General features: G+C 72.9%; 25 protein-coding genes, 3 tRNA genes and 1 riboswitch. Of the genes, 15 read left to right on the forward strand and 13 right to left on the reverse strand.

The window, feature by feature from the left end; all coding sequences use genetic code 11:
• Window positions 1–9 precede the first annotated feature (9 nt).
• A riboswitch (Fluoride riboswitch) is annotated at window positions 10–73 on the reverse strand.
• 40 nt (window positions 74–113) lie between these two features.
• The 5 genes from ettA to BJ958_RS12065 form a co-directional block, all read right to left on the reverse strand.
• The gene (ettA, locus tag BJ958_RS12045; RefSeq protein ID WP_179727050.1) at window positions 114–1,796 is read right to left on the reverse strand and encodes an energy-dependent translational throttle protein EttA; all 1,683 of its coding nucleotides are present in this window, start codon (window positions 1,794–1,796) and stop codon (window positions 114–116) included.
• 9 nt (window positions 1,797–1,805) lie between these two features.
• Window positions 1,806–2,216, reverse strand: a complete 411-nt coding sequence (locus tag BJ958_RS12050) for a single-stranded DNA-binding protein (protein WP_179727051.1) — start codon at window positions 2,214–2,216, stop codon at window positions 1,806–1,808.
• A 191-nt stretch (window positions 2,217–2,407) separates the two neighbouring features.
• A complete protein-coding gene (locus tag BJ958_RS12055) occupies window positions 2,408–4,006 on the reverse strand; it encodes a GTPase (RefSeq protein WP_343052656.1) in 1,599 nt (532 codons plus the stop codon).
• A complete protein-coding gene (locus BJ958_RS12060) occupies window positions 4,003–5,742 on the reverse strand; it encodes a GTPase family protein (RefSeq protein WP_179727052.1) in 1,740 nt (579 codons plus the stop codon). The genes BJ958_RS12055 and BJ958_RS12060 overlap by 4 nt, the downstream gene beginning before the upstream one ends.
• Window positions 5,739–6,860: a PrsW family intramembrane metalloprotease gene (locus BJ958_RS12065; protein ID WP_179727053.1), complete on the reverse strand. Its 1,122-nt coding sequence runs from the start codon at window positions 6,858–6,860 to the stop codon at window positions 5,739–5,741. Before BJ958_RS12065 ends, BJ958_RS12060 begins: the two co-directional genes overlap by 4 nt.
• A gap of 71 nt (window positions 6,861–6,931) precedes the next feature.
• On the opposite strand from BJ958_RS12065, the gene BJ958_RS12070 reads away from it, so the two are divergent.
• The 3 genes from BJ958_RS12070 to BJ958_RS12080 all read left to right on the forward strand — a co-directional run bounded on the left by BJ958_RS12070 (window position 6,932) and on the right by BJ958_RS12080 (window position 10,309).
• Complete coding sequence (locus tag BJ958_RS12070; RefSeq protein ID WP_343052657.1) at window positions 6,932–8,362, forward strand: aminopeptidase P family protein; 1,431 nt, start codon at window positions 6,932–6,934, stop codon at window positions 8,360–8,362.
• Between the two features lie 56 nt (window positions 8,363–8,418).
• Window positions 8,419–8,859, forward strand: coding sequence for a universal stress protein (locus BJ958_RS12075; RefSeq protein WP_179727054.1), 441 nt, complete (start codon window positions 8,419–8,421; stop codon window positions 8,857–8,859).
• 109 nt (window positions 8,860–8,968) lie between these two features.
• The gene (locus BJ958_RS12080; RefSeq protein WP_179730140.1) at window positions 8,969–10,309 is read left to right on the forward strand and encodes an NAD-dependent malic enzyme; all 1,341 of its coding nucleotides are present in this window, start codon (window positions 8,969–8,971) and stop codon (window positions 10,307–10,309) included.
• Window positions 10,310–10,337: 28 nt separating this feature from the next.
• Here BJ958_RS12080 and BJ958_RS12085 read toward each other — a convergent pair whose 3' ends face one another.
• Both BJ958_RS12085 and BJ958_RS12090 read right to left on the reverse strand, forming a co-directional pair.
• A complete protein-coding gene (locus tag BJ958_RS12085) occupies window positions 10,338–10,478 on the reverse strand; it encodes a hypothetical protein (protein ID WP_179727055.1) in 141 nt (46 codons plus the stop codon).
• Window positions 10,475–10,990, reverse strand: coding sequence for a DUF4396 domain-containing protein (locus tag BJ958_RS12090; RefSeq protein WP_179727056.1), 516 nt, complete (start codon window positions 10,988–10,990; stop codon window positions 10,475–10,477). Before BJ958_RS12090 ends, BJ958_RS12085 begins: the two co-directional genes overlap by 4 nt.
• Before the next feature lie 106 nt (window positions 10,991–11,096).
• On the opposite strand from BJ958_RS12090, the gene BJ958_RS12095 reads away from it, so the two are divergent.
• Window positions 11,097–11,173, forward strand: a tRNA-Arg gene (locus BJ958_RS12095).
• A 63-nt stretch (window positions 11,174–11,236) separates the two neighbouring features.
• On the opposite strand, the gene BJ958_RS12100 is transcribed toward BJ958_RS12095, so the two are convergent.
• On the reverse strand, window positions 11,237–12,004 hold the full coding sequence (locus tag BJ958_RS12100; protein WP_179727057.1) for a hypothetical protein: 768 nt from the start codon (window positions 12,002–12,004) through the stop codon (window positions 11,237–11,239).
• The gene (locus tag BJ958_RS12105; protein WP_179727058.1) at window positions 12,001–12,561 is read right to left on the reverse strand and encodes an RNA polymerase sigma factor; all 561 of its coding nucleotides are present in this window, start codon (window positions 12,559–12,561) and stop codon (window positions 12,001–12,003) included. Before BJ958_RS12105 ends, BJ958_RS12100 begins: the two co-directional genes overlap by 4 nt.
• Before the next feature lie 109 nt (window positions 12,562–12,670).
• On the opposite strand from BJ958_RS12105, the gene BJ958_RS12110 reads away from it, so the two are divergent.
• Both BJ958_RS12110 and BJ958_RS12115 read left to right on the forward strand, forming a co-directional pair.
• Window positions 12,671–13,336, forward strand: a complete 666-nt coding sequence (locus tag BJ958_RS12110; protein WP_179727059.1) for a FadR/GntR family transcriptional regulator — start codon at window positions 12,671–12,673, stop codon at window positions 13,334–13,336.
• Window positions 13,333–14,139 carry an ABC transporter ATP-binding protein gene (locus tag BJ958_RS12115; protein WP_179727060.1) on the forward strand — a complete coding sequence of 269 codons (807 nt, stop codon included), beginning with the start codon at window positions 13,333–13,335 and terminating at the stop codon, window positions 14,137–14,139. Before BJ958_RS12110 ends, BJ958_RS12115 begins: the two co-directional genes overlap by 4 nt.
• Window positions 14,140–14,266: 127 nt before the next feature.
• Here the strand turns inward: BJ958_RS12115 and BJ958_RS12120 are convergent, their stop codons facing one another.
• The 3 genes from BJ958_RS12120 to BJ958_RS12130 are packed head-to-tail and all read right to left on the reverse strand — an operon-like array spanning window position 14,267 to window position 16,574.
• The gene (locus BJ958_RS12120; RefSeq protein WP_343052658.1) at window positions 14,267–15,295 is read right to left on the reverse strand and encodes an adenosine deaminase; all 1,029 of its coding nucleotides are present in this window, start codon (window positions 15,293–15,295) and stop codon (window positions 14,267–14,269) included.
• A 32-nt stretch (window positions 15,296–15,327) separates the two neighbouring features.
• Window positions 15,328–16,065, reverse strand: a complete 738-nt coding sequence (locus tag BJ958_RS12125; protein WP_179727061.1) for a DsbA family protein — start codon at window positions 16,063–16,065, stop codon at window positions 15,328–15,330.
• The gene (locus BJ958_RS12130; RefSeq protein WP_179727062.1) at window positions 16,065–16,574 is read right to left on the reverse strand and encodes a MauE/DoxX family redox-associated membrane protein; all 510 of its coding nucleotides are present in this window, start codon (window positions 16,572–16,574) and stop codon (window positions 16,065–16,067) included. The genes BJ958_RS12125 and BJ958_RS12130 overlap by 1 nt, the downstream gene beginning before the upstream one ends.
• A gap of 80 nt (window positions 16,575–16,654) precedes the next feature.
• Between BJ958_RS12130 and orn the strand changes: the two genes are divergently transcribed.
• From orn to BJ958_RS12145, 3 genes are all read left to right on the forward strand, one after another.
• Complete coding sequence (gene orn, locus BJ958_RS12135) at window positions 16,655–17,290, forward strand: oligoribonuclease (protein WP_179727063.1); 636 nt, start codon at window positions 16,655–16,657, stop codon at window positions 17,288–17,290.
• A 49-nt stretch (window positions 17,291–17,339) separates the two neighbouring features.
• Window positions 17,340–17,415: transfer RNA gene (locus BJ958_RS12140), tRNA-His, on the forward strand.
• A 212-nt stretch (window positions 17,416–17,627) separates the two neighbouring features.
• Complete coding sequence (locus BJ958_RS12145) at window positions 17,628–18,488, forward strand: bifunctional helix-turn-helix transcriptional regulator/GNAT family N-acetyltransferase (protein ID WP_179727064.1); 861 nt, start codon at window positions 17,628–17,630, stop codon at window positions 18,486–18,488.
• 1 nt (window position 18,489) lies between these two features.
• Here BJ958_RS12145 and BJ958_RS12150 read toward each other — a convergent pair whose 3' ends face one another.
• Window positions 18,490–19,443 (reverse strand): pirin family protein, encoded by a 954-nt coding sequence (locus BJ958_RS12150; protein ID WP_179727065.1) that lies wholly within the window; start codon window positions 19,441–19,443, stop codon window positions 18,490–18,492.
• A gap of 89 nt (window positions 19,444–19,532) precedes the next feature.
• Here BJ958_RS12150 and BJ958_RS12155 point away from each other — a divergent pair, with 89 nt between their 5' ends.
• From BJ958_RS12155 to BJ958_RS12180, 6 genes are all read left to right on the forward strand, one after another.
• On the forward strand, window positions 19,533–21,116 hold the full coding sequence (locus tag BJ958_RS12155) for a phytoene desaturase family protein (protein ID WP_179727066.1): 1,584 nt from the start codon (window positions 19,533–19,535) through the stop codon (window positions 21,114–21,116).
• A gap of 31 nt (window positions 21,117–21,147) precedes the next feature.
• Window positions 21,148–21,501, forward strand: a complete 354-nt coding sequence (locus BJ958_RS12160) for a VOC family protein (protein WP_179727067.1) — start codon at window positions 21,148–21,150, stop codon at window positions 21,499–21,501.
• Complete coding sequence (locus BJ958_RS12165; RefSeq protein ID WP_179727068.1) at window positions 21,498–21,941, forward strand: MarR family transcriptional regulator; 444 nt, start codon at window positions 21,498–21,500, stop codon at window positions 21,939–21,941. Before BJ958_RS12160 ends, BJ958_RS12165 begins: the two co-directional genes overlap by 4 nt.
• A 64-nt stretch (window positions 21,942–22,005) precedes the next feature.
• Window positions 22,006–22,078, forward strand: a tRNA-Lys gene (locus tag BJ958_RS12170).
• Window positions 22,079–22,161: 83 nt separating this feature from the next.
• Complete coding sequence (locus BJ958_RS12175) at window positions 22,162–23,013, forward strand: glycerophosphodiester phosphodiesterase family protein (protein ID WP_179727069.1); 852 nt, start codon at window positions 22,162–22,164, stop codon at window positions 23,011–23,013.
• A 44-nt stretch (window positions 23,014–23,057) separates the two neighbouring features.
• The gene (locus BJ958_RS12180; protein ID WP_179727070.1) at window positions 23,058–24,485 is read left to right on the forward strand and encodes a protein kinase domain-containing protein; all 1,428 of its coding nucleotides are present in this window, start codon (window positions 23,058–23,060) and stop codon (window positions 24,483–24,485) included.
• Window positions 24,486–24,496 lie beyond the last annotated feature (11 nt).

Raw genomic sequence — 24,496 nt, forward strand, 5'->3', positions numbered from 1 at the left:
GGCACGGTCGGAGAGGTAGGGACTGTCAGCAGCAGTGCTGCGGTTGTCGGCGAGCCCCATCGCCATCGGGGTCAACCTAGCAGGGGCGGCCATCGGCCGCCCCTGCCCATCGATCAGTCGCGGGTCAGGCGGCGGTGCGTGACACGGTGCGGGCGGGCCGCCTCGAGACCGAGGCGCTCGATCTTGTTCTCCTCGTAGGACGCGAAGTTGCCCTCGAACCAGAACCACGCGCCCTCGTTCTCCTCCGTGCCCTCCCAGGCGAGGATGTGGGTCGCGATCCGGTCGAGGAACCAGCGGTCGTGGGAGGTCACCACGGCACAGCCCGGGAAGTCGAGCAGCGCGTCCTCGAGCGAGGACAGGGTCTCGACGTCGAGGTCGTTGGTGGGCTCGTCGAGGAGCAGCATGTTGCCGCCCTGCTTGAGGGTGAGCGCCAGGTTGAGGCGGTTGCGCTCACCACCGGAGAGCACGCCGGCCTTCTTCTGCTGGTCGGGGCCCTTGAAGCCGAACGAGGCGACGTAGGCGCGGCTGTTCATCTCGAAGTTGGCGACCTTGATGAAGTCCAGGCCGTCGGAGACGACCTCCCACACGTTCTTGTTGGGGTCGATGCCGCCACGGCTCTGGTCGACGTAGGAGATCTTCACGGTCTGGCCGACGGTGAGCTTGCCGGAGTCCGGCTCCTCGCCCCCGGTGATCATCCGGAACAGCGTGGTCTTGCCGACGCCGTTGGGCCCGACGACGCCCACGATGCCGGCGCGCGGCAGCGTGAAGGAGATGTCGTTCCACAAGATCCGGTCCTCGAAGCCCTTGGTGAGGTGCTCGGCCTCGAGGACGACGTCACCGAGACGCGGACCCGGCGGGATGTTGATGTCGGCGGCGTCGATCTTGCGGGCCTTGTCGGCCTCGGCGGCCAGCTCCTCGTAGCGGGCCAGACGCGACTTGGACTTGGTCTGCCGCGCCTTGGCGTTGGAGCGGACCCACTCCAGCTCCTTCTCGAGCATCTTGGCGCGCTTGGCGTCCTTGGCGCCCTCGACCTTGAGGCGCTCCTTCTTGGTCTCGAGGTACGTCGAGTAGTTGCCCTCGTAGCCGTGGATCGAGCCACGGTCGACCTCGGCGATCCACTGGGCGACGTTGTCGAGGAAGTAGCGGTCGTGGGTGACGGCCAGGACGGCGCCCGGGTAGGACTTGAGGTGACCCTCGAGCCACTGGACCGACTCGGCGTCGAGGTGGTTGGTGGGCTCGTCGAGGAGCAGCAGGTCGGGCTGCTGGAGCAGCAGCTTGCACAGCGCGACCCGGCGGCGCTCACCACCGGACAGGTTGTCGACCAGCGCGTCGGACGGCGGGCAGCGCAGCGCGTCCATCGCCTGCTCGAGGCGGCTGTCGAGGTCCCAGGCGTTCATGTTGTCGAGCTCGGTCTGCAGCTCGCCGGTCTCGGCCATGAGCGCGTCCTGGTCGGCGTCGGGGTCGCCCATCTCCATGTAGGCGTCCTCGAGGCGCTTCATCTTCGCCTTGGTGTCGGCGACCGCCTCCTCGACGTTCTCGAGCACGGTCTTGCCCTCGGTCAGCGGCGGCTCCTGCTGGAGCATGCCGACCGTCGCGTCGGGGTCGCGGACGATGTCGCCGTTGTTGGGCACGTCGAGTCCGGCCATCAGCTTGAGCAGGGAGGACTTGCCCATGCCGTTGGGGCCGACGACGCCGATCTTCGCGCCGTGCAGGAACGACAGCGTGACGTTGTCGAGGACCACCTTGTCGCCGTGGGCCTTGCGAACGTTGCGAAGGGAGAGGACGTATTCAGCCACGGCCCAAATCTACGCAGCGGCGACCTCGCCGTCGCGCTCGGGGTCACCGCCCGGGCCGGAGGCCGCCACCTTGACGAAGCTCGCGGTGCCCCGGGTGAGGTCGTGACCGATGGTGACGGCGTCGATCTCGAGGGCGACGACCTCGATCCCGTGCTTGTTGACGTAGGTCCGGTGGTCGAGCCGACCGTGCACGACCACGGGGTCACCCTGGCGCAGCGACGGCTCCGCGTTGCTGGCGAGACGACGCCAGGCGCTCACGCCGTACCACTGGGTCTCGCTGTCGACCCAGCTGCCCGTGGCGCGGTTGAAGTGGCGCGGCGTGCAGCCCAGCCGGAAGTTGAGGACCGGCACGCCGGCGACCTCCCGCAGCATCGGCGCGGTGCCGATCCAGCCCTGCACGGTGACCATCGTCTGGTTCATCGGATCTCCTTCGTCGGTGCCGACCGCGGGAGCGGCCGGTCGACGACCAGTCCACGCCAGGGGTACGACGAGCGGCACCGGAGCGCCGCGACGCTGTGGAGAGCGCCGCCGGAAGCAACACCTGTGGGGTCCAGACGGCCTGTCGTGGGACCCGTGTTGCTGCAGCGACCGGGTTCCGGGACGCGGCGGCCTCACCCGCGGGCGGCCTCCACCCCCCGGCGGAAGGCGGTGTAGGACGCCAGCTCGGAGCGCAGCGGCTGGACCACGTCGCTGTCGAGGACCTGGTGCACGACGCCCCGCAGCGCCTCGTCGGCCTGGTCGGCACGCTGCCGGGCCAGCCCGCGGACCAGCGCCCGCCCGATCACCGAGAGCAGCAGGCCGAGGACCAGACCGCCGAGTCCCAGCGCTGCCGGGAGCGGGAGCCCCGCGACCTTGCCGAGGTCACCGGTGCTGCCCTGGACGGCGGCGACGCCCCACCAGACGAGGCCGCCGACAGCGGCGAGCAGCAGCAGCCAGTGGAGCAGCCGGACGAGGGTCACCCACACGGGGAGCCGGCCGCCGAGGTCGACGGCCTGCAGGCCCTTCTCGAGCTTGTCGCCGGTCGCGGCCAGCCGGGAGCCGATCGCGTCGCGCAGACGAGGCGACCAGGCCGGACCGACGCCCTCGGAGGCCTCGTCGGCCAGGGCACGGATCGTGGTGTCGACGGCCGCCCGGTCGAGCGGCGCGACGGCGGGCTCACCGCGCGGGACCTCGTCGTCGCCGCGGCGGAGCAGGGCGAGCGGTGGCCAGGTGGCCGCGCCCCGTGCCCGCTCCCCCACCGTGCGCTCGATGCCCTCGACGACCGCGGAGACGCCCGCGGCGTCGGCGACCCGGTCCTCGACCTCCTCGACCCGGCGGGCGGGGAGCTCCCGGGCAGGCGTCGCGCCACCGGCCTGCTCGAGGCGAGCGGCGGCGGCCGCGATGTCGGCCTCGACGCGCAGGGTGGTGCTGCGCTTGTCGTGGACCCGGCGCAGGATCTCGGCGCGCAGCTCGGCCATGCCGATGCCCTCGCGAGCCGAGATCGGCAGCACCTGGACGTCGGGCAGGCCGTCCTCGGCGAGCAGCCGCTTGACGTCGTCGACCATCGCCTGGCGGCGCTCGACCGGCACCGTGTCGATGTGGTTGAGCGCGACCAGCATGACGTCCTGGTGCGTGCCCATCGGCTTGAAGTAGCGGTCGTGCACGGCCGCGTCGGCGTACTTCTGCGGGTCGAGGATCCACACCATCAGGTCGGCGACGGCGATCAGCCGGTCGACCTCGAGGTGGTGGGCGACCTCGGTGGAGTCGTGGTCGGGCAGGTCGAGGAGCACCACACCGTCGAGCTCGGACTCCGAGGGGGTGTCGAGCATCGAGTCACGCATCGTCTGGTGGCGCGGCGGGATCCCGAGCCAGTCGAGCAGCTCGCCCGCACCCTGGCTGCCCCACACGACGGCGGTGGCCCACGAGGTCGTCGGGCGGCGGATGCCGACCGAGGACAGCTCGAGGCCGGTCAGCGCGTTGTAGGTCGACGACTTGCCCGAGCCGGTGGCACCCGCGATGGCGACGACCGTGTGGCGGGCCGAGAGGCGCAGCCGGCTGGTCGACTTGGCGACGGCGGCGGCGACGTCGTCGAGCAGCACGTCGTCCACCCGGCCGCGCGCGGCCTCGACCGCAGCCCCGAGACCGTCGACGCGGGCCGCGATCGGCGTGCCCCGGGTCGCGAGGTCGCCGGGGACCAGGTCGTCGGTGCCTTCAGTCTGCGGTGCCGTCACAGGTGTCCACCCGTCCCCTTCTTGGCCGCGGCGAACCGCAGGTCGTCCACTCGTCGCGCCGCCTGGCGCAGCTGGTCCGGCGCGTCGGGCTTGAGCTCCCACTGCGCGGCCGGCGCGAGGTAGCGGGCACGCTCGGCGCCCATCAGCGTCGTGAGCCGACGCGCCAGCCTGCCGCGGGCCTGGTCGACCACGCGGGCCGCACCGGCCTCACCGATCGTGCTGTCCAGCAGGGTCCGGCCGAGCCGGACCGACTCGCCGGCGGCACCGTGGGCGTCGGGGCCGGCCAGGGCGACGACGCCGAGGGTCACCGCGAGGCCGCGGGCGCCGAGGGCGAGGAAGCGGGCGCTGTGCCGCGCGTCGCCGGCCTCGTGCTTGACCAGCTCCTGGAGCTCGTCGTGCCAGGCCCGGATCTCCTGCTCGGCCTGCGAGCGCAGCCCGCGCCCTGCCCGGGCGAGGTCGTCGGTCGTCGACCTCAGCAGCGCCTCGCCGTAGGACCGCTCGCGCCAGGCTGCGGCCGCGGTCGCGGCGGCCCGCTCGGCGTGGTCGGCGACGAGGGCCTCGAGGCCCATCTCGATCGCGACCCCGACCCGCTCGGCCTGCTGCGGCTTGCCCTTGATGGCGTTGACCAGCCGCTCGCGCACGAAGCCGACCTTGGCCTCGAGGGTGCGGGTCAGCTCGCCGCTGCCGACGAACTCCTGCCAGCGGGCGAGCAGGTCGCCGCGCAGCAGGGTGCCGTCGCCGGCCGCGGAGAGCAGCGCGGCCTGGGCGTCGTCGTACACCTTGTCGGCGAGGGTCAGCAGCTCGCCCACCGCCTCGACCTGGAGCGCGACGGCGTCGGCGATCGGGAACGCCTTGCGGGTCACCGTGCGCACCGCGCCGGCGACGGTCTGGTTGACGACCTCACGCTTGGCGGCGGCGTCCGAGGCCAGCGCCGCGAGCCAGCCGTTGATCTCGGTGCCGTACGACGCCGGCAGCAGGCCCTCCTCGCTCACCTCGCCCTGCGGTACGGCGAACAGCGGGCTGTCCTTGAGGCCGCGGGCGGCCATCATCCGGGCGAGGTGGACCGAGACGGTCGCGACGTCGTCGGCCGAGGTGCGGCTCAGGACGAGGGCGACGGCGGTGTTGCGCTCGACGGCGTTCTTGAGGTGGTCCCACGGGACCTGGTCGGAGTAGCGGGCCGCGGAGGTGACGAAGAGCCACAGGTCGGCGGCGGCGAGCAGCTGGGAGGCGAGCTCGCGGTTGCGCTCGTCGACCGAGTCGACGTCGGGGGCGTCGAGGATCGCCAGGCCGCGGGGGACGGCGGGGCTGGGCACCAGCTGGATCGCGAACTGGTCGTTGGTCGGCTGGCTGACCCGGGCCAGCTCGGGCAGCAGCCGGTCGGCGCCGAACCAGCGGCCGTCCTCGGGGTGGTGGACCAGGACGGGCGAGCGGGTGGTGGGCCGCAGCAGGCCGGGAACGGTGACCCGGTCCCCGACGAGGGTGTTGACGAGGGTGGACTTGCCGGCACCGGTCGAGCCGCCGACGACGACGAGCAGCGGCGCGTCGATCTCGGTGAGGCGCGGGATGATGTAGTCCTCGAGCTGCTCGATGATGTGCTCGCGGCCCACGCGCAGCGCGTCGACGCCGGGCAGGTCGAGGGGCAAGGGTGCGCTGAGGAGGGATCCGTGCAGCCGGACCACCTCGGTGAGCATCCTGCTCCCGAGGAAGGTCTCGTTGAGATCGGCGCCGAGGGTCATCGCTGGGGTACCACCTGTCCGGGAAATGCGATCCGCGGCCGGGCCGCCTGGATCCGACCGAGGAAGTCCTGTCCGCGCGCCTGCCAGTCGGCCGGCGCGGTGCCGCGCAGCAGCCGGTGGTGCAGGAAGCCGAGCTCGATGGCCGCCTGCTGGTAGTCGCGCATCGCCCGCTCGGCGTCGGGTCCGCCCGCCCGGCGGGCGAACCGGCGGGCCTCGCGGCGGGCCCGCAGGTCGACGACCCAGCCGATGTCGGTGGCCGGCAGCAGGCCACGCTGGGCGGCGTCGCCGAGCGCGACGCGCAGCAGGTGCGCCTCGGTCTCGCGGGCCCACCACGCGAGTCCGATCATGCCGATGAACGCCGGGGCCATGATGACGACGTACACGATCGCGAAGCTGCCGAAGCCGAAGACGGTCGAGCCGTTCCAGGTCGCGTGGGCGAGCACGGCGAGCAGGTAGCCGCCGATCGGGGCCAGCCAGCGCACGGCCGGGCGGCGCGACGACACGGCGAGGCCGATGCCGACGCCGGTGAACGCCGTGAAGAGCGGGTGGGCGAACGGGCTGAAGATGCAGCGCACCACGAAGGTGCCGGTGACCGCCTCGATGCCGCCGGGGCCCATGCCGTCGGTGCCGTTCCAGGCCGAGGCGAGGTAGAGGATGTTCTCGGTGAAGGCGAAGCCGACACCGACCATGCCGGCGTAGACGATGCCGTCGAGGATCCCGTCGACCTCCGCCCGGCGCCACCACAGCAGCAGCACGAGGAACAGTCCCTTGCTGGCCTCCTCGGTCACCGGCGCGACGATCGCGAGCGAGGAGGTGTCGGTGAAGCCGACGAACAGTCCCCCGAGGCCCTGGACGACGATCGCCGCCATGGTCGCCACGAAGGCACCCCAGCCGAGCCCGGCGACGAGCAGCGCGCGCGGCTCGGGCTCGTAGCGGTCCAGCCAGAGGTACGCCGCCAGCACCGGCCCGACCGGCAGCGCCGCGAGCGCGGTGGCGAGCAGCGTGATCCCCGGTGCACCGGACAGGGCGAGGACGAGGAGCGTGAGCAGTGCGCCGAGCGTCACGGCCACGGTCACGACGACCGTGAAGGCAAGGCTGTTGCGGCGGACTGCGGGCATGGGGGAACCCTATCCGGAGCGGTCCCTGCGCCCCCGATCGCCGGTGAGGTGAGCGAGCGTACATTGGGCGTGTGAGTGCGGACACCCCCAACGACACCCCCCAGAACGCCCCGAAGACCGAGCAGCACGACCCCGCCGTCCCCGAGGCCTACGCCGCCTTCATGCGGACGGGCTGGGACGACCGCGAGGACGACGTCGCCCGCCATCCGGTCGCCGACCTGGCCGCCGCGCGCCGCTCCCGGCTGGCCGAGGCCTTCCCCGGCGAGCGCCTGGTGCTGCCCGGCGGCGGCTACAAGGTGCGGGCCCACGACACCGACTACCGGTTCCGCCCCGACACCGCCCACTCCTACTACTCGGGCAACCACACCTCCGACGCCGTGCTGGTCGTCGAGCCGGACGGCTCGTCGGTGCTCTACGCCCGGCCGCGCTCGGGCCGTGACAGCGACGAGTTCTTCCGCGACCGGCAGTACGGCGCCCTGTGGGCGGGCAAGCGCCCCTCGGCCGGCGAGCTCGAGGCCGCGCTCGGGCTGACGGTCAAGCACATCGACCAGCTCGAGGCCGACCTCGCGACCGGGACGAAGACCCGCGTCCACCGCGGGATCTCGGCCCGGGTGGACGGACTGGTCGCCGGCGACGAGGGCCGCGACGCCGAGCTGGCGCGGGTCGCCTCCGAGATGCGCCTGGTCAAGGACGCCTGGGAGGTCGCCGAGCTCCGGGCAGCGGTCGACGCGACCGCCCTGGGCTTCGAGGACTGCGTGCGCGAGTGGGACCGCGTCATCGAGCACGGCGAGCGCTGGCTCGAGGGCACCTTCTTCCGTCGCGCGCGCACGATGGGCAACGACCTGGGCTACGACTCGATCGTCGCCAACGGCTCGCACGCCACGACCCTGCACTGGATCGAGAACTCCGGCGCCGTCGTACCCGGCGAGCTGATCCTGCTCGACATGGGCGTCGAGGGCGCGAACCTCTACACCGCCGACGTCACGCGAACCCTCCCGGTCGACGGCACCTTCTCGCCGCTGCAGCGCGACCTCTACTCGCTGGTGCTGCGCTCGCAGGAGGCCGCGCTGGCGGCGCTGCGTCCCGGCGAGCGGTTCCTCGCGGGCCACGACGCCGCCATGGTGGTGCTCGCGCACGGGCTCGACGACCTCGGCCTGCTGCCGGTGTCGGTCGACGAGGCGCTCTCCCCCGACTCGCGGGTCTACGCACGCTGGACGCTGCACGGCGTCAGTCACATGCTCGGCATGGACGTCCACGACTGCGGCCACGCCGCGCCCGAGGCGTACCGCGAGGCGGAGCTGGTCGAGGGCATGGTGCTGACCGTCGAGCCGGGTCTGTACTTCCAGGCCGACGACCTGCTCGTGCCCGAGGAGCTGCGCGGGATCGGCATCCGGATCGAGGACGACGTCGTGGTCACGGCCGACGGCGTCGAGAACCTCTCGGCGGCCCTGCCCCGCACCCCCGACGCGATCGAGGAGTGGATGGCCACCCTGCGCGGGTGATGTGACTCCCGTCACGCTAGGTTGCTGTCCCCACAAGACGCGAACAGGAGAGAGCGATGGCGGACAAGACGATCGTGACCGGGGTGGACGGCAGCGAGACCGCGACGGCGGCGGCCGAGCGAGCGGCCGTGCTCGCCGGCGCCCTGGGTGCGCGACTGCACGTGGTGTCCGCCTACGGGAAGTTCGAGCAGGAGACGGTGAAGATCGGCAGCGACACGATGTACCTCAGCTCCGAGAAGGATGCCGAGGACGTCGCCGCCAAGGTCACGACCACCCTGCGCGCGGCGTACCCGGACGTCGAGATCACCAGCGGCGCCGCCGAGGGCAAGCCGGGTGAGGCGCTGGTCGCGACCGCCGAGGCCCTGGGGGCGGACCTGATCGTGGTCGGCAACAAGAGGGTCCAGGGCATCGCCGGCCGGGTGCTCGGCAGCATCGCGCGCGACGTCGCGGCGCACGCCTCGTGCGACGTGTACGTCGCCCACACGCACACCAAGTAGCCCGTCCCACGCCCCCGGGGTTGCCTGCGACTTCCGAGTAACCCCGGGGCGGGACGAGGATGGGGCCGTGCCCTCCAAGACCGCCACTGCCTCGTCGTACTCCATCACGATGCGCCTGCACACCACCGTCGACCACGGTGTCGTGGGCGAGGTCGCCACTGCGATCGCCGACGCGGGCGGGATGGTGACCGCCATCGACGTCGCCGACTCGAGCGCGCACCGTCTCACCGTCGACGTCACCTGCTCGGCCGCCGACGCCGAGCACGCCGCCGAGCTGCAGGCCGCGGTGGCCGCGGTCGAGGGCGTCGAGGTCCACAAGGTCTCCGACCGGACCTTCCTGATCCACCTCGGCGGCAAGATCGAGGTCACCTCCAAGGTGCCGCTGCGCACCCGTGACGACATGTCGCTGGCCTACACGCCCGGCGTGGGCCGGGTGTCGATGGCGATCCACGAGAACCCCGACGACGTACGACGCCTGACCATCAAGGGCAACGCGGTCGCGGTCGTCACCGACGGCTCCGCCGTGCTCGGCCTCGGCAACATCGGACCCGGCGCCGCGCTGCCGGTGATGGAGGGCAAGGCGGCGCTGTTCAAGCGGTTCGGCGAGATCGACGCCTGGCCGATCTGCCTGGACACCCAGGACACCGACGAGATCGTGCGCGCGGTCGAGCTGATCGCGCCCGGCTTCGGCGGCATCAACCTCGAGGACATCGCGGCGCCGCGCTGCTTCGAGATCGAGGCCCGGCTGCGCGAGCGCCTCGACATCCCGGTCTTCCACGACGACCAGCACGGCACCGCCATCGTGGTGCTCGCCGCGCTCACCAACGCACTGCGCGTGGTGAAGAAGGACGTCGGCACGGCGCGCGTCGTCGTCTCCGGGGGCGGCGCGGCCGGCACCGCCATCGTCAAGCTGCTGCTCGCCGCCGGCGTGCAGGACGTCGTGGTCGTGGACCGGCACGGCGCCCTCGTCGCCGGCGACGAGGGGCTCTCCGAGGCACACCAGGAGCTGGCGTCGCTGACCAACCGCGACCGTCGCAGCGGTGGGCTGCAGGACGTCCTGGTCGGCGCCGACGTGTTCATCGGCGTGAGCGCTCCCGGCATCCTCAGGCCCGAGTGGATCCAGACCATGGCCACCGACCCGGTCGTCTTCGCCCTCGCGAACCCCGACCCCGAGGTCGACCCGGCCGCCGCCGCCCGGTTCGCGGCGGTCGTGGCCTCCGGTCGCTCCGACTTCCCCAACCAGATCAACAACGTGCTCGCGTTCCCGGGCGTGTTCCGCGGCCTCCTCGACGCCCGCGCGTCGGAGGTGACCATGGAGATGATGCTGCGCGCCGCGGCGGCGATCGCGCACGTCGTGCGCGACGAGGAGCTGAACGCGTCGTTCATCATGCCGTCGGTGTTCCACCCCGAGGTGCACCACGCCGTGGCCTCGGCGATCGCCGGGCACTGAGCCCCGACCGCTCCGACGGCTCCGGCCCTCAGCGCACCTGCACGACGGCGGGTCGGTCCACCCCGTGGGCCGGCCCGCCGTCGTCCTTCTCCAGCTCGGCAGCGGTCGAGACGACCAGGCCGCCGAGCAGGAAGCCGATCACGCCGGCCGCGAGGGTGGTGACGTTCATGCGTGGTGCTCCGATCCGTGCGCGTGGTGGTCGTGGTGCTCGTGCCCGCCGGGGTCACCCGGGTCACCGTGCCCGCCGTGGGCGCCGTGGTGCAGGGCGTGGCCCTTGCCCTTGTCGATGAGGTACCGGTTGACGGGGAACGCGGCGAGGAAGGCCGCCGAGAGGGCGATCGTCATCCCGAGCCAGAACACCGGGTCGACCAGGCCGGCGTCCATGGCGCCGGGGATCGCCGCCATCACCGCGTTGTCCATGACCTCCATCACGATGATCGAGATGGTGTCGGCAGCCAGCACCAGCCTGAGCGCCCTGCCCGGGCTCATCCCGGCACCGACCAGCGGCAGCGACGAGAGCGCGTAGCCGAACACGAACGCCAGGCCGATCGCGAGCGCCATGGTCTGCACGTTCGACAGGCCCACCGCCGTGCCGATCATCAGACCGGCGATCTCGCCGATCGCGCACCCGGTCAGGCAGTGCAGCGTGGCGCTGGCGGCGATGGCATTGCGGGGGTTCATCGGGACCTCCTCCTCGAGTGACGTCACCAAGAACCTAATACCCCCCAGGGGTATTTCGCAACCGGTGGAGAGGAAAGGCCACGGCAGGGCGATACCCTGACGCCAGGCCTCCGTAGCTCAATTGGATAGAGCCGCCGGCTTCTACCCGGCTGGTTGCGGGTTCGACTCCTGCCGGGGGCGCCAGTCCCGGCCGGGTGGGCGAGGGTGATCCGGAGAGAACCCTCGCCCACCCGGCTGCGCACCTCCTCACAGCTCCACGTCGACACGTCCGCGCGAACCGTCGGCGTAGGTGACCTCGAGCCTGACCGGCCCGCCGCCAGCCAGCTCGTCCCCGGGGAACCAGAGGGCGAAGCGCCCCTCGCCCAGGCTCGCCTCGACCCGGCCGTGTCGAGCACTCGGGTACGCGACGGCGACGACGTCCGAGCCGGCGAGGCCGGCCACGAGCGAGAGGGTGCCCGCGTCCATGGTCCCCGACCCGAGGTCGGTCGCCGTGAGACCGCGCGGGCCGGGATGCGGGGCGTCGGCGGTCCCGACCGAGCCGATCATGTCGTCGAAGAGGCGTCGGCTGTCGTCGGTGATGCACAGCGCGGAGTAGCCGGGTGCCCCGCTGAGCAGGACCAGGGTCCAGTCACCGCGCTGCTCGGCGACCGCGGGCGTCGTCCGATCGAGCGTCGCCCCGGGGTCGACGTCGCGGAGCCGGTCGCGACAGGCTCCGGCCGCCTCGGCGCGCGCTGCGCCGACGACCTTCCGGGGCGACGGCTGCCAGCTCGCGAAGGCAGCGTCCCCGCCGAGCGCGGAGGGCACCAGGACGGCAGCAGCGCCCGCGGTCGCGACCGCGGCGACACCGGCGACCAGCCTGCGCGCGGGACGGCGCCGGGGACCTGCAACGACGGGCTCGGAGGCGAGGATCCGGGCCAGGTCGGCCCGGGCGCGCGCGCCCGACGCCGACGGCACGACGTCCGCCGGGTCGGCCGGGTCGAGGGAACGGACCAGGGTGAGCAACTCGTCGGTCATGACGAGCTCCTTTCGACGGCCGCGACCGGTGGCACCGGGCGCGGGAGGTGATCGAGGTGGAGACGGAGGACCCGGCGTGCCCGGCTGAGTCGTAGCCGGTAGGCGACCGGCGAGATCCCGAGCACGACCGCCGCCTGCGGGGCACGCAGCCCGTCCAGCGCGGTCAGCGCGATCGCCTCCTGGTGGGCGGCGGACAGCCGCTCCCAGGCACGGGCCAGGTCGACGCGCCGGGCGGCCGAGTCGGCAGTGCTGTCGTCGCCCGGAGCGTCGATCGCCACGTCGGCGAGCCGGACCGCGAGCGCCTCGCGGCGGCGGTCCCCGCGTCGCTGGTTGAGCAGGTGACCGCGCGCGACGCCGTGGACCCACGCTCGGGCGGCGTCGTCGTCGTCGGGCAGGTCGGCGATCCGCCGCCACACGACGAGGAAGACCTCGGCGACGACGTCCTCGGCGTGGACCGGGTCGATGCGCCGTTGCACGAAGCGGACGAGGTCGCCGTAGAGCGCTCGGTAGAGCTCGGCGAAGCGGAGGCGCGGGTCGGGCGCTCGGGGGTGGCTCATGCCCCGTACCTGTCCGTCACCTCGCCCACTGTGTCACCGCTGATGTGGCCACCGCGGCTCCCACCTCCTAGACTCGGCGCGAACTCCTCAGACAAGTAGACAGGTTCCGATGCAGGTACGACGCGAGCCGCTCGCCGACCAGGCCGCGGAGCTGCTCCTCGCGCGGATCCGTGCGGGCGAGTGGCAGCTGGGGCAGCGCCTGCCCGGGGAGACCACGCTGGCGCCGCAGCTGGGTGTGGGCCGCTCGACCGTGCGGGAGGCGATCCGGCAGCTGGCGGGACGCGGGCTCCTCACGACCCGTCAGGGTGCCGGTGTCTTCCTGGCCGCCCTCGACGTGCGCGAGGACTGGGACCTGGTGCTGCGGCGGGCCGACATCGTCACGGTGATCGAGGCGCGCACGGCGATCGAGGCCGAGGCGGCCGCGCTGGCGGCCGAGCGGCGTACGCCGACCGAGCTGCGCGCGATCCGCAAGGCACTGGCCGACCGGGCCGAGCGTCGTACCGACGTCGAGGCGCACGTCGACGCCGACATGGCCTTCCACCGCGCCGTCGTGGTGGCCGCCCACAACCCGGTCCTGGTCGAGCTGTTCGACGGCTTCGTGCCGCGCAGCCGGGCCGCCATGGTGGAGATGCTGCGGTTGCGGCCGGGCTTCGACCACGCCACCGACCACGAGGCACACGACCAGCTGTGCCGGGCGATCGCCGAGCGCGACGCCCCGTCCGCGGCCCTGCTGAGCCGCACCCACCTCACCTCGCTCAAGGAGAGCCTGACATGAGCAGCACCGTCCTCGACCTCACCGACGTCGTCTTCCGCCGCGGCGGCAACGAGCTGATCCACGGAGTCAGCTGGCGCATCGAGGCCGGCGAGCACTGGGCGCTGCTCGGACCGAACGGCGCCGGGAAGAGCACCCTGCTCGGGTTCTGCAGCGCGCAGGTGCACCCCACGTCCGGGACGGTCGACGTGCTCGGCAAGCGCCTGGGCCGCGTCGAGCTGCAGGAGCTGCGCCGGCACATCGGGCACGTGAACCCGCGACACCCGCTGCAGACCGCCCTCACCGTGCACCAGGTCGTGCTCACCGGGATCACCGGGACCGTCGAGCTGCCCATGCGCTGGACGCCGACCGACGCGCAGGTCCGCACCGCCGACGAGCTGATCGACGAGGTCGGGCTGACCCACCGCCGCGACGCGCGCTGGCCGCACCTGTCCCAGGGCGAGCGGGGTCGTGCGCTCATCGCCCGCGCGCTCCTGGCACAGCCGGAGCTCCTGCTGCTCGACGAGCCGACGACCGGGCTCGACGTCGCGGCCCGCGAGCAGCTGCTGACGGTCCTCGACCGGCTGGCGCACACCGCGCCCGAGGTGGCCTCGGTGCTGGTCACCCACCACCTCGAGGAGCTGCCGACCACCACGACCCACGCCCTGCTGCTCGCGCACGGCCAGGTCGTCGCTGCCGGCCCGGTCGCCGAGACCGTGACGACCGAGACGATCACGCGCACCTTCGACCACCCGATCGAGGTCGACCACGACAACGGCCGCTGGCGCGCCCGGGCACTTCCCCCGGCCCGCCTGCACAGCGCCTGAGCAACGGGCCGGCGCGCCTCCCGCACCGCATCCGGCACCCGTCGTACAAAGGAGCCGGCCCCGCGGGAGGTATGAGCCCCGTGGGGCTCGTTCGTCCCGCCGGCCTGCCGGAGGGCGGCCGCGCCGGTCAGCACGCGCTGGCGGCGTACGACGCGATCTCGGCCCGGAGCCGGCTCTTGACGTCGTCCGGGGCGAAGGACGCATCCACCCCGGCGAGGGCGAGGTCGACCAGGCCGGACTCGTCGAGGCCGAGCAGGTCGGCGGCGATCTCGTACTCGCGGTTGAGGGTGGTCCCGAACATCGGCGGGTCGTCGGAGTTGATCGTCACCACGACACCGGCCTCCACGAACGTCGGCAGCGGGTGCTCGGCGAGCGAGGCGACCGCACGGGTGGCGACGTTGGACGACGGGCAGACCTCGAGCGGGATCCGGTGCTCGGCGAGGTGGGCGAGGAGCTCGGGATCGGCCGCAGCGGACGTGCCGTGGCCGATGCGCTCCGCGCCGAGGTCGCGCAGCGAGGTCCAGATCGTCTCCGGGCCGGTCGTCTCCCCCGCGTGCGGGACCGAGCGCAGCCCGGCCGCCCGGGCGGCCTTGAAGTGCGGGACGAACCAGTCCCGCGGGACCCCGATCTCCGGGCCGCCGAGCCCGAACGCGACCAGTCCCTCCGGCCGGTGGTCGAGCGCGAACCCGAGCGTGGCGTCGGCAGCCGGCACCCCGGACTCCCCCGGCACGTCGTAGATCCAGCGCAGCACGAGCCCGAAGTCGCGCTCGGCGGCGAGCCGCGCGTCCTCGATCGCCTCGGTGTACGCCTCGATCGGCATGCCGCGGTCCGGGTCGTCCGGCAGCACGGAGGTGTACGGCGTGCAGGTGAGCTCGGCGTACCGGACCGACTGGCCCTCGTGCAGCTCGCGCGCGATCTCGTACGTCAGGTAGCGCACGTCCTCCGGCGTGCGCACCAGGTCGACGACCGCGAGGTAGACCTCGATGAAGTGGGCGAAGTCGCGGAACGCGAAGAAGTCGCGCAGCAGACCGGGGTCCGAGGGGACCGTGCCCGGGTGGCGCTCGGCCAGCTCGGACACGATCCGCGGCGAGGCGGACCCGACGTGGTGGACGTGGAGCTCGGCCTTCGGCAGGCCCGCGACGAAGTTGCTCAGCACACGCCGATCCTGCCAGCCGGCCCCGCCCCCGGTCACTCGAGCTCGGCGACCAGGTTGGTCGCGAGCTCCTGCACGGTGCGGCCGTCCTGGAAGACCTTGCCGTCGAGCAGGATGGTCGGCGTGCCGCTGACGCCGGCCTTGCCGGCCTCGGCGGTCGCCTCGTCGACCCAGCTCTTGTGGGAGAGGTTCTCGATGCCGTCCTTGACGTCGCTCTCGGTGGCGCCGGCCTCGACGGCCAGCGCGACCAGGTCGTCGTCGGTCACCGCGCCCGGGTCCTCCTCGGACGGCTGGTTCTCGTACAGCAGGTCGTGGAACTTCTTCGCGACCTCGGGTCCGGACTTCTCGAGCACGAGCGCGAACGCGTTCGTCGCGCGGATCGGGTAGTCGCCGAGGCGGCTGAGCAGGTCGAAGGGCCGGTACTCGACGCGGACCTTGCCGTCGGCCGCGAGCCGGGCGAGGTCCTCGCGGGTGGCCTTCTCGAGCTGACCGCAGAACGGGCAGAGGAAGTCCTCGTAGATCACGACGTCGTGGGGCGCGTCCTTCGGACCGATCGCGACGCCGTAGTCGCTCTCGGCGCTGACCGCCTGCTCGAGCTTCTTCTGGTCCTTGTCCTGCTGCCACAGGCTGACGGCGATCGCCCCGCCCACGATCAGGATCATCGCCAGCGCGACCCCACCGATCGTCAGGAGCCGGCGTCGCGACTCCCTCTTCTTCTGGGCGGCCCGCATCTCGGCGGCCTTCTGCGCCCGGGCACTGGCCTTCGACGACATCAGCTCACGGCTCCTTCGGTGGCCCGCTCCTCGGGCCGGTGGACGAACAACAGGGAGTCCAGCGCCAGCCGGGTGCGGCGCAGGGAGGCGACGAGGAGGGACGCGGCCAGCAGCGCGGCGTCGCGGGCGATCTCCCAGGGGTACGCCGACGCGGCGCCCGCCTTGGTCCCGCCGCCGCCGAAGCAGCCGCAGTCGATCTCGATGCCGCGCGCCCACACCGAGGAGATGCCGACGATGAACGCCACGAACAGGAGCGCGGAGATCACCGCCGCACCCCGCGTGAACACGCCCAGCACGAGCGCCAGCCCGACGACCACCTCGACCGCGGGCAGCGCGATCCCGACCACCTCGGCGACCGAGGACGGAAGCAGCTGGTAGGCGCGCACCGCGTTGATGCTCGCCGTCGGCTCGGTGATCTTGAGCCCGCCCGCCACGATCCACACGGCACCGGTCACCAGGCGGGCCGCCAGGCCCACCCAGGCCAGCGTCGATCGACCGGTCTCCCTCATGCCGGTGAGGCTAGCCGGGTCCGCTGAGCGGCTGCTGAGAACGTCCCGGACGACCGAGGTACGGCGTAGTGTCCTCCCTCGTGAACGAACGACTCGTGTGGATCGACTGCGAGATGACCGGCCTCGACCTGGGGGCGGACGCCCTGATCGAGGTGGCGGCGCTGGTGACCGACTTCGACCTGAACGTCCTCGGCGACGGCGTCGACGTCATCATCAAGCCGCCCGCCGAGGCGCTCGACCAGATGATCGAGTTCGTCCGGAACATGCACGAGACCTCGGGGCTGCTCGCCGAGCTGGACCGGGGCGTGACGCTGCGCGAGGCCGAGGAGCAGGTGATGACCTACCTGCGCGAGCAGTGCGGCCCCGACAGCCGCCCGCCGCTCGCCGGCAACTCGGTGGCGACCGACCGCGGCTTCGTGGCCCGCGACATGGCCGAGCTCGACGCCTTCTTGCACTACCGCATCGTCGACGTCTCCTCGATCAAGGAGCTCTCGAAGCGCTGGTTCCCCCGCGCGTACTTCAACGCGCCGACCAAGCGCGGCAACCACCGTGCGCTGGCCGACATCCAGGAGAGCATCGAGGAGCTGCGCTACTACCGCGACACCGTCTTCGTGCCGCTGCCCGGCCCGGACTCGGACGCCGCCAAGCTGGCCGCCGCCCGGCACGGAGGCTCGATCACCGGTCTCGGCGGCCAGGAATCCGACACCGATTCCTGATTCCGAAGCGCTAGCCTCTACACTCGTCCCCGGCTCGCAAGAGTCGATGGTGGGTATAGCTCAGCTGGTAGAGCGCTGCGTTGTGGTCGCAGATGTCGCGGGTTCGAGTCCCGTTACTCACCCCAACGAGTCCGGCCCCGGTTCCTGTGGAACCGGGGCCGGATCGCTTTTGCACCCAACGCGCCGAGACCCCCACGATCCCGGGCACCGGCACGACCACCCTCGGCGATGCGTGCGTCGGCCCCAGCGTGCGGCAGCGTGGACCGCTGCGGCGTCAGGGAGCGACCCTCATCCTTGCCGCTTGCTCGCGACAGATTCGTCTGACTAAGGTCAGACAATGCTCACGGACGTGCTGCGCGGCTTCAACCGCACCTACACCCAGCGCATCGGCGTGCTCGACGAGTCCTTCCTCGGCACCGGCCGGCCGCTCGCCGTGTCGCGGCTGCTGTTCGAGATCGGCCGCTCCCCCGCGGCGAGCGTGCGCGAGCTGCGCGACCGGCTCGACCTGGACTCCGGCCACCTGTCGCGGATGCTGCGCCGCCTCGAGGCCGAGGGCCTGGTCGCGACCGAGCCCGACGCGCACGACCGGCGCCGCCGGGTCGTGCACCTGACACCCACGGGCGAGAAGGCCTACGACGACCTCGAGCGCCGCTCCGAGGAGCGGGCCACCGACCTCGTCGCGCCCCTGACCCCGCGCCAGCAGGAGCGGCTCGCCGAGGCACTGCGGACCGCCGACCTGCTGGTCCGCGCAGCCACGGTGCGGCTCGACGAGGTGCCGACCGACCACCCGCTGGCGCGGGAGGCGACGCGGCGCTACGTCGCCGAGCTCGACGCCCGCTTCCCCGGCGGCTTCGACCCGGGCGGCCCGGACGCACCCGAGCCGGGGGCGAGGTACGTCGTCGCGACGTCGGACGGCGAGCCGGTCGCCTACGGCGGCATCCGCCCGGTCCTCGACGACGAGACCGCCGAGATCAAGCGGATGTGGGTGCACGCCGACTGGCGCGGGGCCGGCCTGGGCGCGCGGATGCTGCGCCACCTGGAGGGCCTCGCCGCCGCGCAGGGCCACCGCCGCGTCGTGCTCGACACGAACGGCACCCTGCGCGAGGCGATCGCGATGTACGAGCGCTCCGGCTACGAGCGGGTGGAGCGCTACAACGACAACCCGTACGCCGAGGCGTTCTTCGCCAAGGTGCTGTAGGTCAACCGCCGATCGGCAGCCCGAACCGGCCCTTCTGGAAGTCCTCGTAGGCGGCCATCACCTCGGCCTTGGTGTTCATCACGAACGGCCCTGCCCACGCGATCGGCTCGCGGATCGGCTGCCCGCCGACGACGATGACGTCGAGCTTCGGCGAGCGGCTCTCCTGCCGGCCGTCGGCGGTGATGGTGAGGTAGTCACCCGCACCGAGGACGGCGGTCTGGCCGGTGTGCACCGGGCTGGGCTCGGTGGCGCCGACGGTGCCGGAGCCGTTGAGGACGTAGACCAGGGCGTTGTAGTCGACCTGCCACGGCAGGTCGAGCCGGGCACCGGGCTCGATCGTGGCGTGCACCAGGGTCATCGGGCTGTAGGTCGAGCCCGGGCCGGCGTGCCCGTCCACGGTGCCGGCGATCACCCGGACCAGCGATCCGGCGTCGTCACTGGTCAGCAGGGCGACCTCGCCGGAGCGGATGTCCTGGTAGCGCGGGTCGTTCATCTTGTCGCTCCTGGGCAGGTTGACCCACAGCTGGATGCCGTGGAACAGGCCGCCGGCCTGGACCAGCCACTCGGGCGGCGTCTCGATGTGCAGCAGCCCGCTGCCGGCGGTCATCCACTGGGTGTCGCCGTTGGTGATGCTGCCGCCGCCCCCGTGGCTGTCCTGGTGGTCGAAGACGCCGTCGATGATGTAGGTGACGGTCTCGAAGCCGCGGTGCGGGTGCCAGGGCGTGCCCTTCGGCTCACCGGGCGCGTACTCCACCTCGCCCATCTGGTCCATCATGATGAACGGGTCGAGGTGCTTCATGTCGATGCCGGCGAACGCGCGCCGCACCGGGAAGCCCTCCCCCTCGTAGCCCTGCGGCGCAGTGGTCACCTGCCAGACCGGGCGCGGCTGGTCGCCGAGCCCCGGCGCCTCCAGGCGCGGGAGGACAGTCAGGTCGTCGACGGTGATGGCGGGCATCGCATCCACCTCCAGGTGGCTGGTCGGATTGGTTGCCATGTCAACCATAACCCACCGCAGGACATTCCCGCACCCCTAGAGTCGAGCCCATGACCCGGGGGAAGTACGACGTCGTCGTCGTGGGGGCCGGCCACAACGGCCTGACCGCAGCGGCCTATCTCGCCCGCGCCGGACTCTCGGTCCTGGTGCTCGAGCGGCTCGACCACGTCGGCGGCGCGGCGGTCTCCGCACAGGCGTTCCCCGGCTTCCCGACCCGGCTCTCCCGCTACTCGTACCTCGTCTCGCTGCTGCCGGACCAGGTGATCGCCGACCTCGGGCTCGACCTCGACCTCGTCAGCCGCTCGACGGCGTCGTACTCCCCCACCGTGCGCGACGGTCGCGCGACCGGGCTGCTGGTCGAGCGGACCGAGGGCGAGGCCACCCGGGCCTCGTTCCGCGCGCTGACCGGCAGCGACGACGAGTACGACGCCTGGCGCGACTTCTACGACGGCGTCGCCGTGCTGGCGCAGGCCGTCGCCCCGACCCTGACCCGTCCGCTGGCCACCGACGCCGCGATCCGCGCGCAGGTGGACCCGGGCATCTGGCGCGACGTCGTCGAGCAGCCGATCGGCACGGCCATCGCCCGCCGGTTCCGCGACGACCTGGTGCGTGGTGTCGTCGGCACCGACGCGCTGATCGGCACCTTCGCCTCGCTGCAGGACCGCTCACTGGTCCAGAACCGGTGCTTCCTCTACCACCTGATCGGCAACGGGACCGGCGAGTGGCGGGTGCCCGTGGGCGGGATGGGGGCGGTGACCGACGCCCTGGCGCGGGCGGCCACCGGGGCGGGCGCGGAGATCGTCACCGGCGCAGGAGTGAGCGCGATCCGGCCGGGCGAGCCCGGCGGACCGGTGCAGGTGCGGTGGCACGACGGAGCCGTGGAGCACACGGTGGAGGCGTCGTACGTCCTCGCGAACGTGGCGCCGTGGGTGCTGCGCATCCTGCTCGGCGAGGACGAGGACCCGGCCACCAAGCCCGAGGGCGCCCAGCTCAAGGTGAACCTCCTGCTCTCCCGACTGCCCCGGCTGCGCTCGGGCATCGACCCGGAGGTCGCCTTCGCCGGCACCCTGCACCTCGCCGAGACCGCCGCCGACCTCGAGGTGGCGTGGGCCGCGGCGCAGCGCGGCGACCTGCCGGACCCGCTGCCCGGCGAGGTCTACTGCCACTCGCTCACCGACCCGTCGATCCTCGGCGACGTGCCGCCGGGCACCCACACACTCACCTACTTCGGCCTGCACACGCCCGCCCGGCTGTTCGCGAAGGATCCCGAGGCCGTGCGCGCGGAGGCGCTGCGGCGCGCGATCGAGTCGCTGGACGCGGTGCTCGAGGACCCGATCGACTCCGTGGTGATGCGTACGCCGGACGGCGAGGCGTGCATCGAGGCCAAGATCCCGCAGGACATCGAGGCCGACCTCGCCATGCCCGGGGGACACATCTTCCACGGCGACCTCGAGTGGCCGTGGGCCCCGGCGCGCGCCCGGCTCGAGACACCCGGCGAGCGATGGGGCGTGCAGACCGGCCATGCCGCCGTGCTGCTGTGCGGCTCGGGCGCCCGGCGGGGAGGTGCGGTCTCGGGCCTGGGCGGCCACAACGCGGCGCAGGCCGTGCTCGAGGCCACGGGTCGCACACTTTGACAGGACCCTGTCAATCGCTCACGATCGGACCATGACTCCGAGCGTGACCCTGCGGCGCATCATCGTCTCCGTCGCCGACCTCGAGCGTGCCCTCGCTGTCTACGGCGACGCCCTGGGCCTCGAGGTGGCCCGCAGCACCCCGGGCCTCGCCTGGCTGACCAGCACCGACGGCGTCGAGCTGATGCTGCACGAACGGCCGGCCACCGCGTCGGACACGGCCGTCGCCGTGGGCTTCTCGACCACGGCCCTCGACGACGCCGTCGCGCGGTGGGTCGCGGCCGGCGGCGCCGTCGTGGATCCCCCGCAGCTGCAACCCTGGGGAGAGCGGATGGCCGTGCTCCGCGATGCGGACGGTCACGTCGTGTGCCTGGGCGAGGCCGAGTGAGCGCCGCGCGGCAGCTGGTCGAGCTGGTCGACGAGGTGTTCCGGCTCTCCGAGGCGTTCGTGCGGGCCGGCGACCGGATCGTCGCGGAGGACGACCTGACCGCGTCGCGATGGATGACCCTCGGCGCGGTCGCGCACGGCCCCCTCAGCGTGGCCGGCATCGCGCGACGCCGCGGCATGCGACGACAGTCGGCCAGCGAGTCGGTCACCTGGCTGGAGGCCGCCGGGCTGGTCACCCGGGCCCCCGACCCCACCGACGCCCGGGCACCACTGGTCCACCTCACCGACGAGGGACGCCGCACCCTCGACCGGATCCGGCCACGGCGCGTCGCCTGGGCCGAACGGACCGCCGCCGTCGCCACCTCGGACGAGCTCGCCGCCGCCGTCGACCTCCTCCGACGCCTGCGGGAGGCGCTGGCCGACGCCGACAGCACCCGATGAGCCGTCCCGATTTCACCCGGATCGGACTACGCTGGTAATGTTCCATCTCGCGCTGAGGCGCGGGGCGCCATTAGCTCAATTGGCAGAGCAGCTGACTCTTAATCAGCGGGTTCGGGGTTCGAGTCCCTGATGGCGTACAGGACAGAAGGGGCCCGGTCGGCAGACCGGGCCCCTTCTGCGTCTCCGCCCTCCGTCCGCTCCCGACCGACCCGAGAGACCCGTGCGCACCACCTCCCTGCTCGTCGCCGTCCTGCTGGCCCTGGGCGTCCTCGCCACCGCCCCGACGACGGCGCGGGCCGACGATGCACCGGGCACGACGGCAACCCGCACCTTCGAGGTGGTGGCCCACCGCGGTGCGATCGGCCCCCACCGCACCGAGAACGGCATGCGCGCCCTGCGTCACGCCGCCGCCCTCGGCGCGGACCGGGTGGAGCTCGACGTGCGCCCGACGGCGGACGGCCGCCTGGTCGTGATGCACGACGCGCTCCTGGACCGCACGACCGACTGCCGAGGCCGGGTCGGGGCCCGGTCCCTGGCCCGCATCCAGAAGTCCTGCCGGCTGCGCGACGGCAGCGAGGTCCCCTCCCTGGAGGTGTACGCCGCCGAGGCCCGTCGCCTCGACGTCGGCCTGCTCGTCGAGCTCAAGCTGGCCCCCGGCTGGAGCCGCAGGGCCTGGCGGGACCTGCGCGACTCCGTCGCGGTGCCCGACGCCTCCGACCCGGTCGAGGCTCGCGGCCGGGCCGAGGTGCGGCTGATGTCCTTCAACCCGGGCCTGCTGCACCGGGCCGCGAAGGCACTTCCCGACGTGGCGACGATCTGGATCGCGCACCGCTTCCGGCCGAGCGTCCGGCAGGCCAGGCGGACGGCCGACGGGGTGTCCCTGGACCCGCGGTTCGTGGCACCGCGCCTGGTCCGCCAGCTGCGGGCCGCCGGCCTGCTCGTCCTCGGGCAGGCGACCGACCGGCGTACCGACTGGCAGCGCTACCTGCACGCGGGCCTCGACAGCGGCAGCACGGACCGCACGGGCGACATGGTCCGGTGGTGGCACCGGCGCCAGCCCGTCGCGGACTGACTCCGGCGTCCCTGCCGCATCGGACCTCACCTACGCTTCCCGGCGTGGACCCGACCCAGCGAGCCCTCCTGCTGCCCGGCGTCGAGCTGATCGAGGAGATCGGGCGCGGCGGCTTCGCCAAGGTGTGGCGGGGACGGCAGCTCGCGGTCGAGCGGGACGTCGCGGTGAAGATCGACGACCGGGTCCTCGACGACGAGGCCAACCGACGCCGGTTCGTGCGCGAGGCGACGGCGGTGAGCCGGATCAGCGGGCACCCGCACGTGGTGTCGCTCATCGACGTCGGCGTGACGCGGGACAACCGGCCGTACCTGGTGATGGAGCTGTGCACCAACGGAAGCCTGTCGTCGTACCTCGCCCAGCACGGGCCGATGACGCCCGACGAGGCGATCGAGGTCGGGCTCGCGGTCACCAGCGCGCTGGCCGCCGCGCACGAGGCCGGCATCCTGCACCGCGACATCAAGCCCGGCAACATCCTCATCGACGCCTGGGGCACGCCGCGCCTCTCCGACTTCGGGCTGGCGGCGCTCCCCCAGGCCGGCCAGGACCCGTCGGTCAGCCTGGAGGCACTGACACCGGCGTACGCGTCTCCGGAGGCGTTCTCCTTCTCCGCCCCGACACCCCAGTCCGACGTGTTCTCGATGGGCGCGACCCTGCACGCGATGATCTGCGGCGCGTCGCCGCGCCGGTCCGTCGACGGCAGCCCGGTCCCGATCGACCAGCTGCTGGCCAACCTGCACGCCGAGCTCCCCGACCCCGGCGTCCCCGGCAGCGAGGCGCTGATGCGGGTGATCCGCACCGCGACGGCGTACGACGCCGCGCAGCGCCACCCCACCGCCCGCGAGCTGCACGAGGCACTCCGCGCGATCCGCCCGGGCAGCTCCGCGGACGGCACCGGGGTCGTGGTCGGCGGCCCCCGGGCCAGCTTCACCCAGCTCCGGCCGCCGCTGCCCGCTCCCCGGCCCGCACCGGGCGGCCCGACCCGGCGCCGGTGGCCGATCGCGCTGGCGGGTGCCGTGGCCGGCCTCGGGATCGGCGGCCTCGGCGGCTTCCTGCTCGCCCCGGACACCACCGAGCCCGCGGCAGCCGCGGAGCACCCCGAGGTGCAGGGCGTCACCGAGGGCCCCGGGACCGACCCGCTGACCGGCGCCCCGGAGCTCGGCTCGTGCTACAGCGGCGTCCAGCAGCTCGGCCAGGCGCTCAGCGCCACGAAGGGTGCGTGTGCCGACGACGCCTGGTTCACCTTCGCCGTCGGCGAGCTCGCCGCGTCGACCGACGACGTCACGACCGACGCGATCGACGCGGACGCCGCGGCCCGGGCGACCTGCACCGCCGACACCCTGCGCACCTACGACGCCGACACCGGCAGCACCCGCCCCAAGGGCAGCTACGACGTGTTCGTGCTGCCGCCGAGCAGCACGGCGTTCCTCCAGGGCCAGCGCTGGTTCGCGTGCCTGGCCCGGCTGACGTCCTGAGCCGGGGCTGA

The organism is Nocardioides kongjuensis (assembly GCF_013409625.1).
GTDB classification, from domain to species: Bacteria; Actinomycetota; Actinomycetes; order Propionibacteriales; family Nocardioidaceae; genus Nocardioides; species Nocardioides kongjuensis.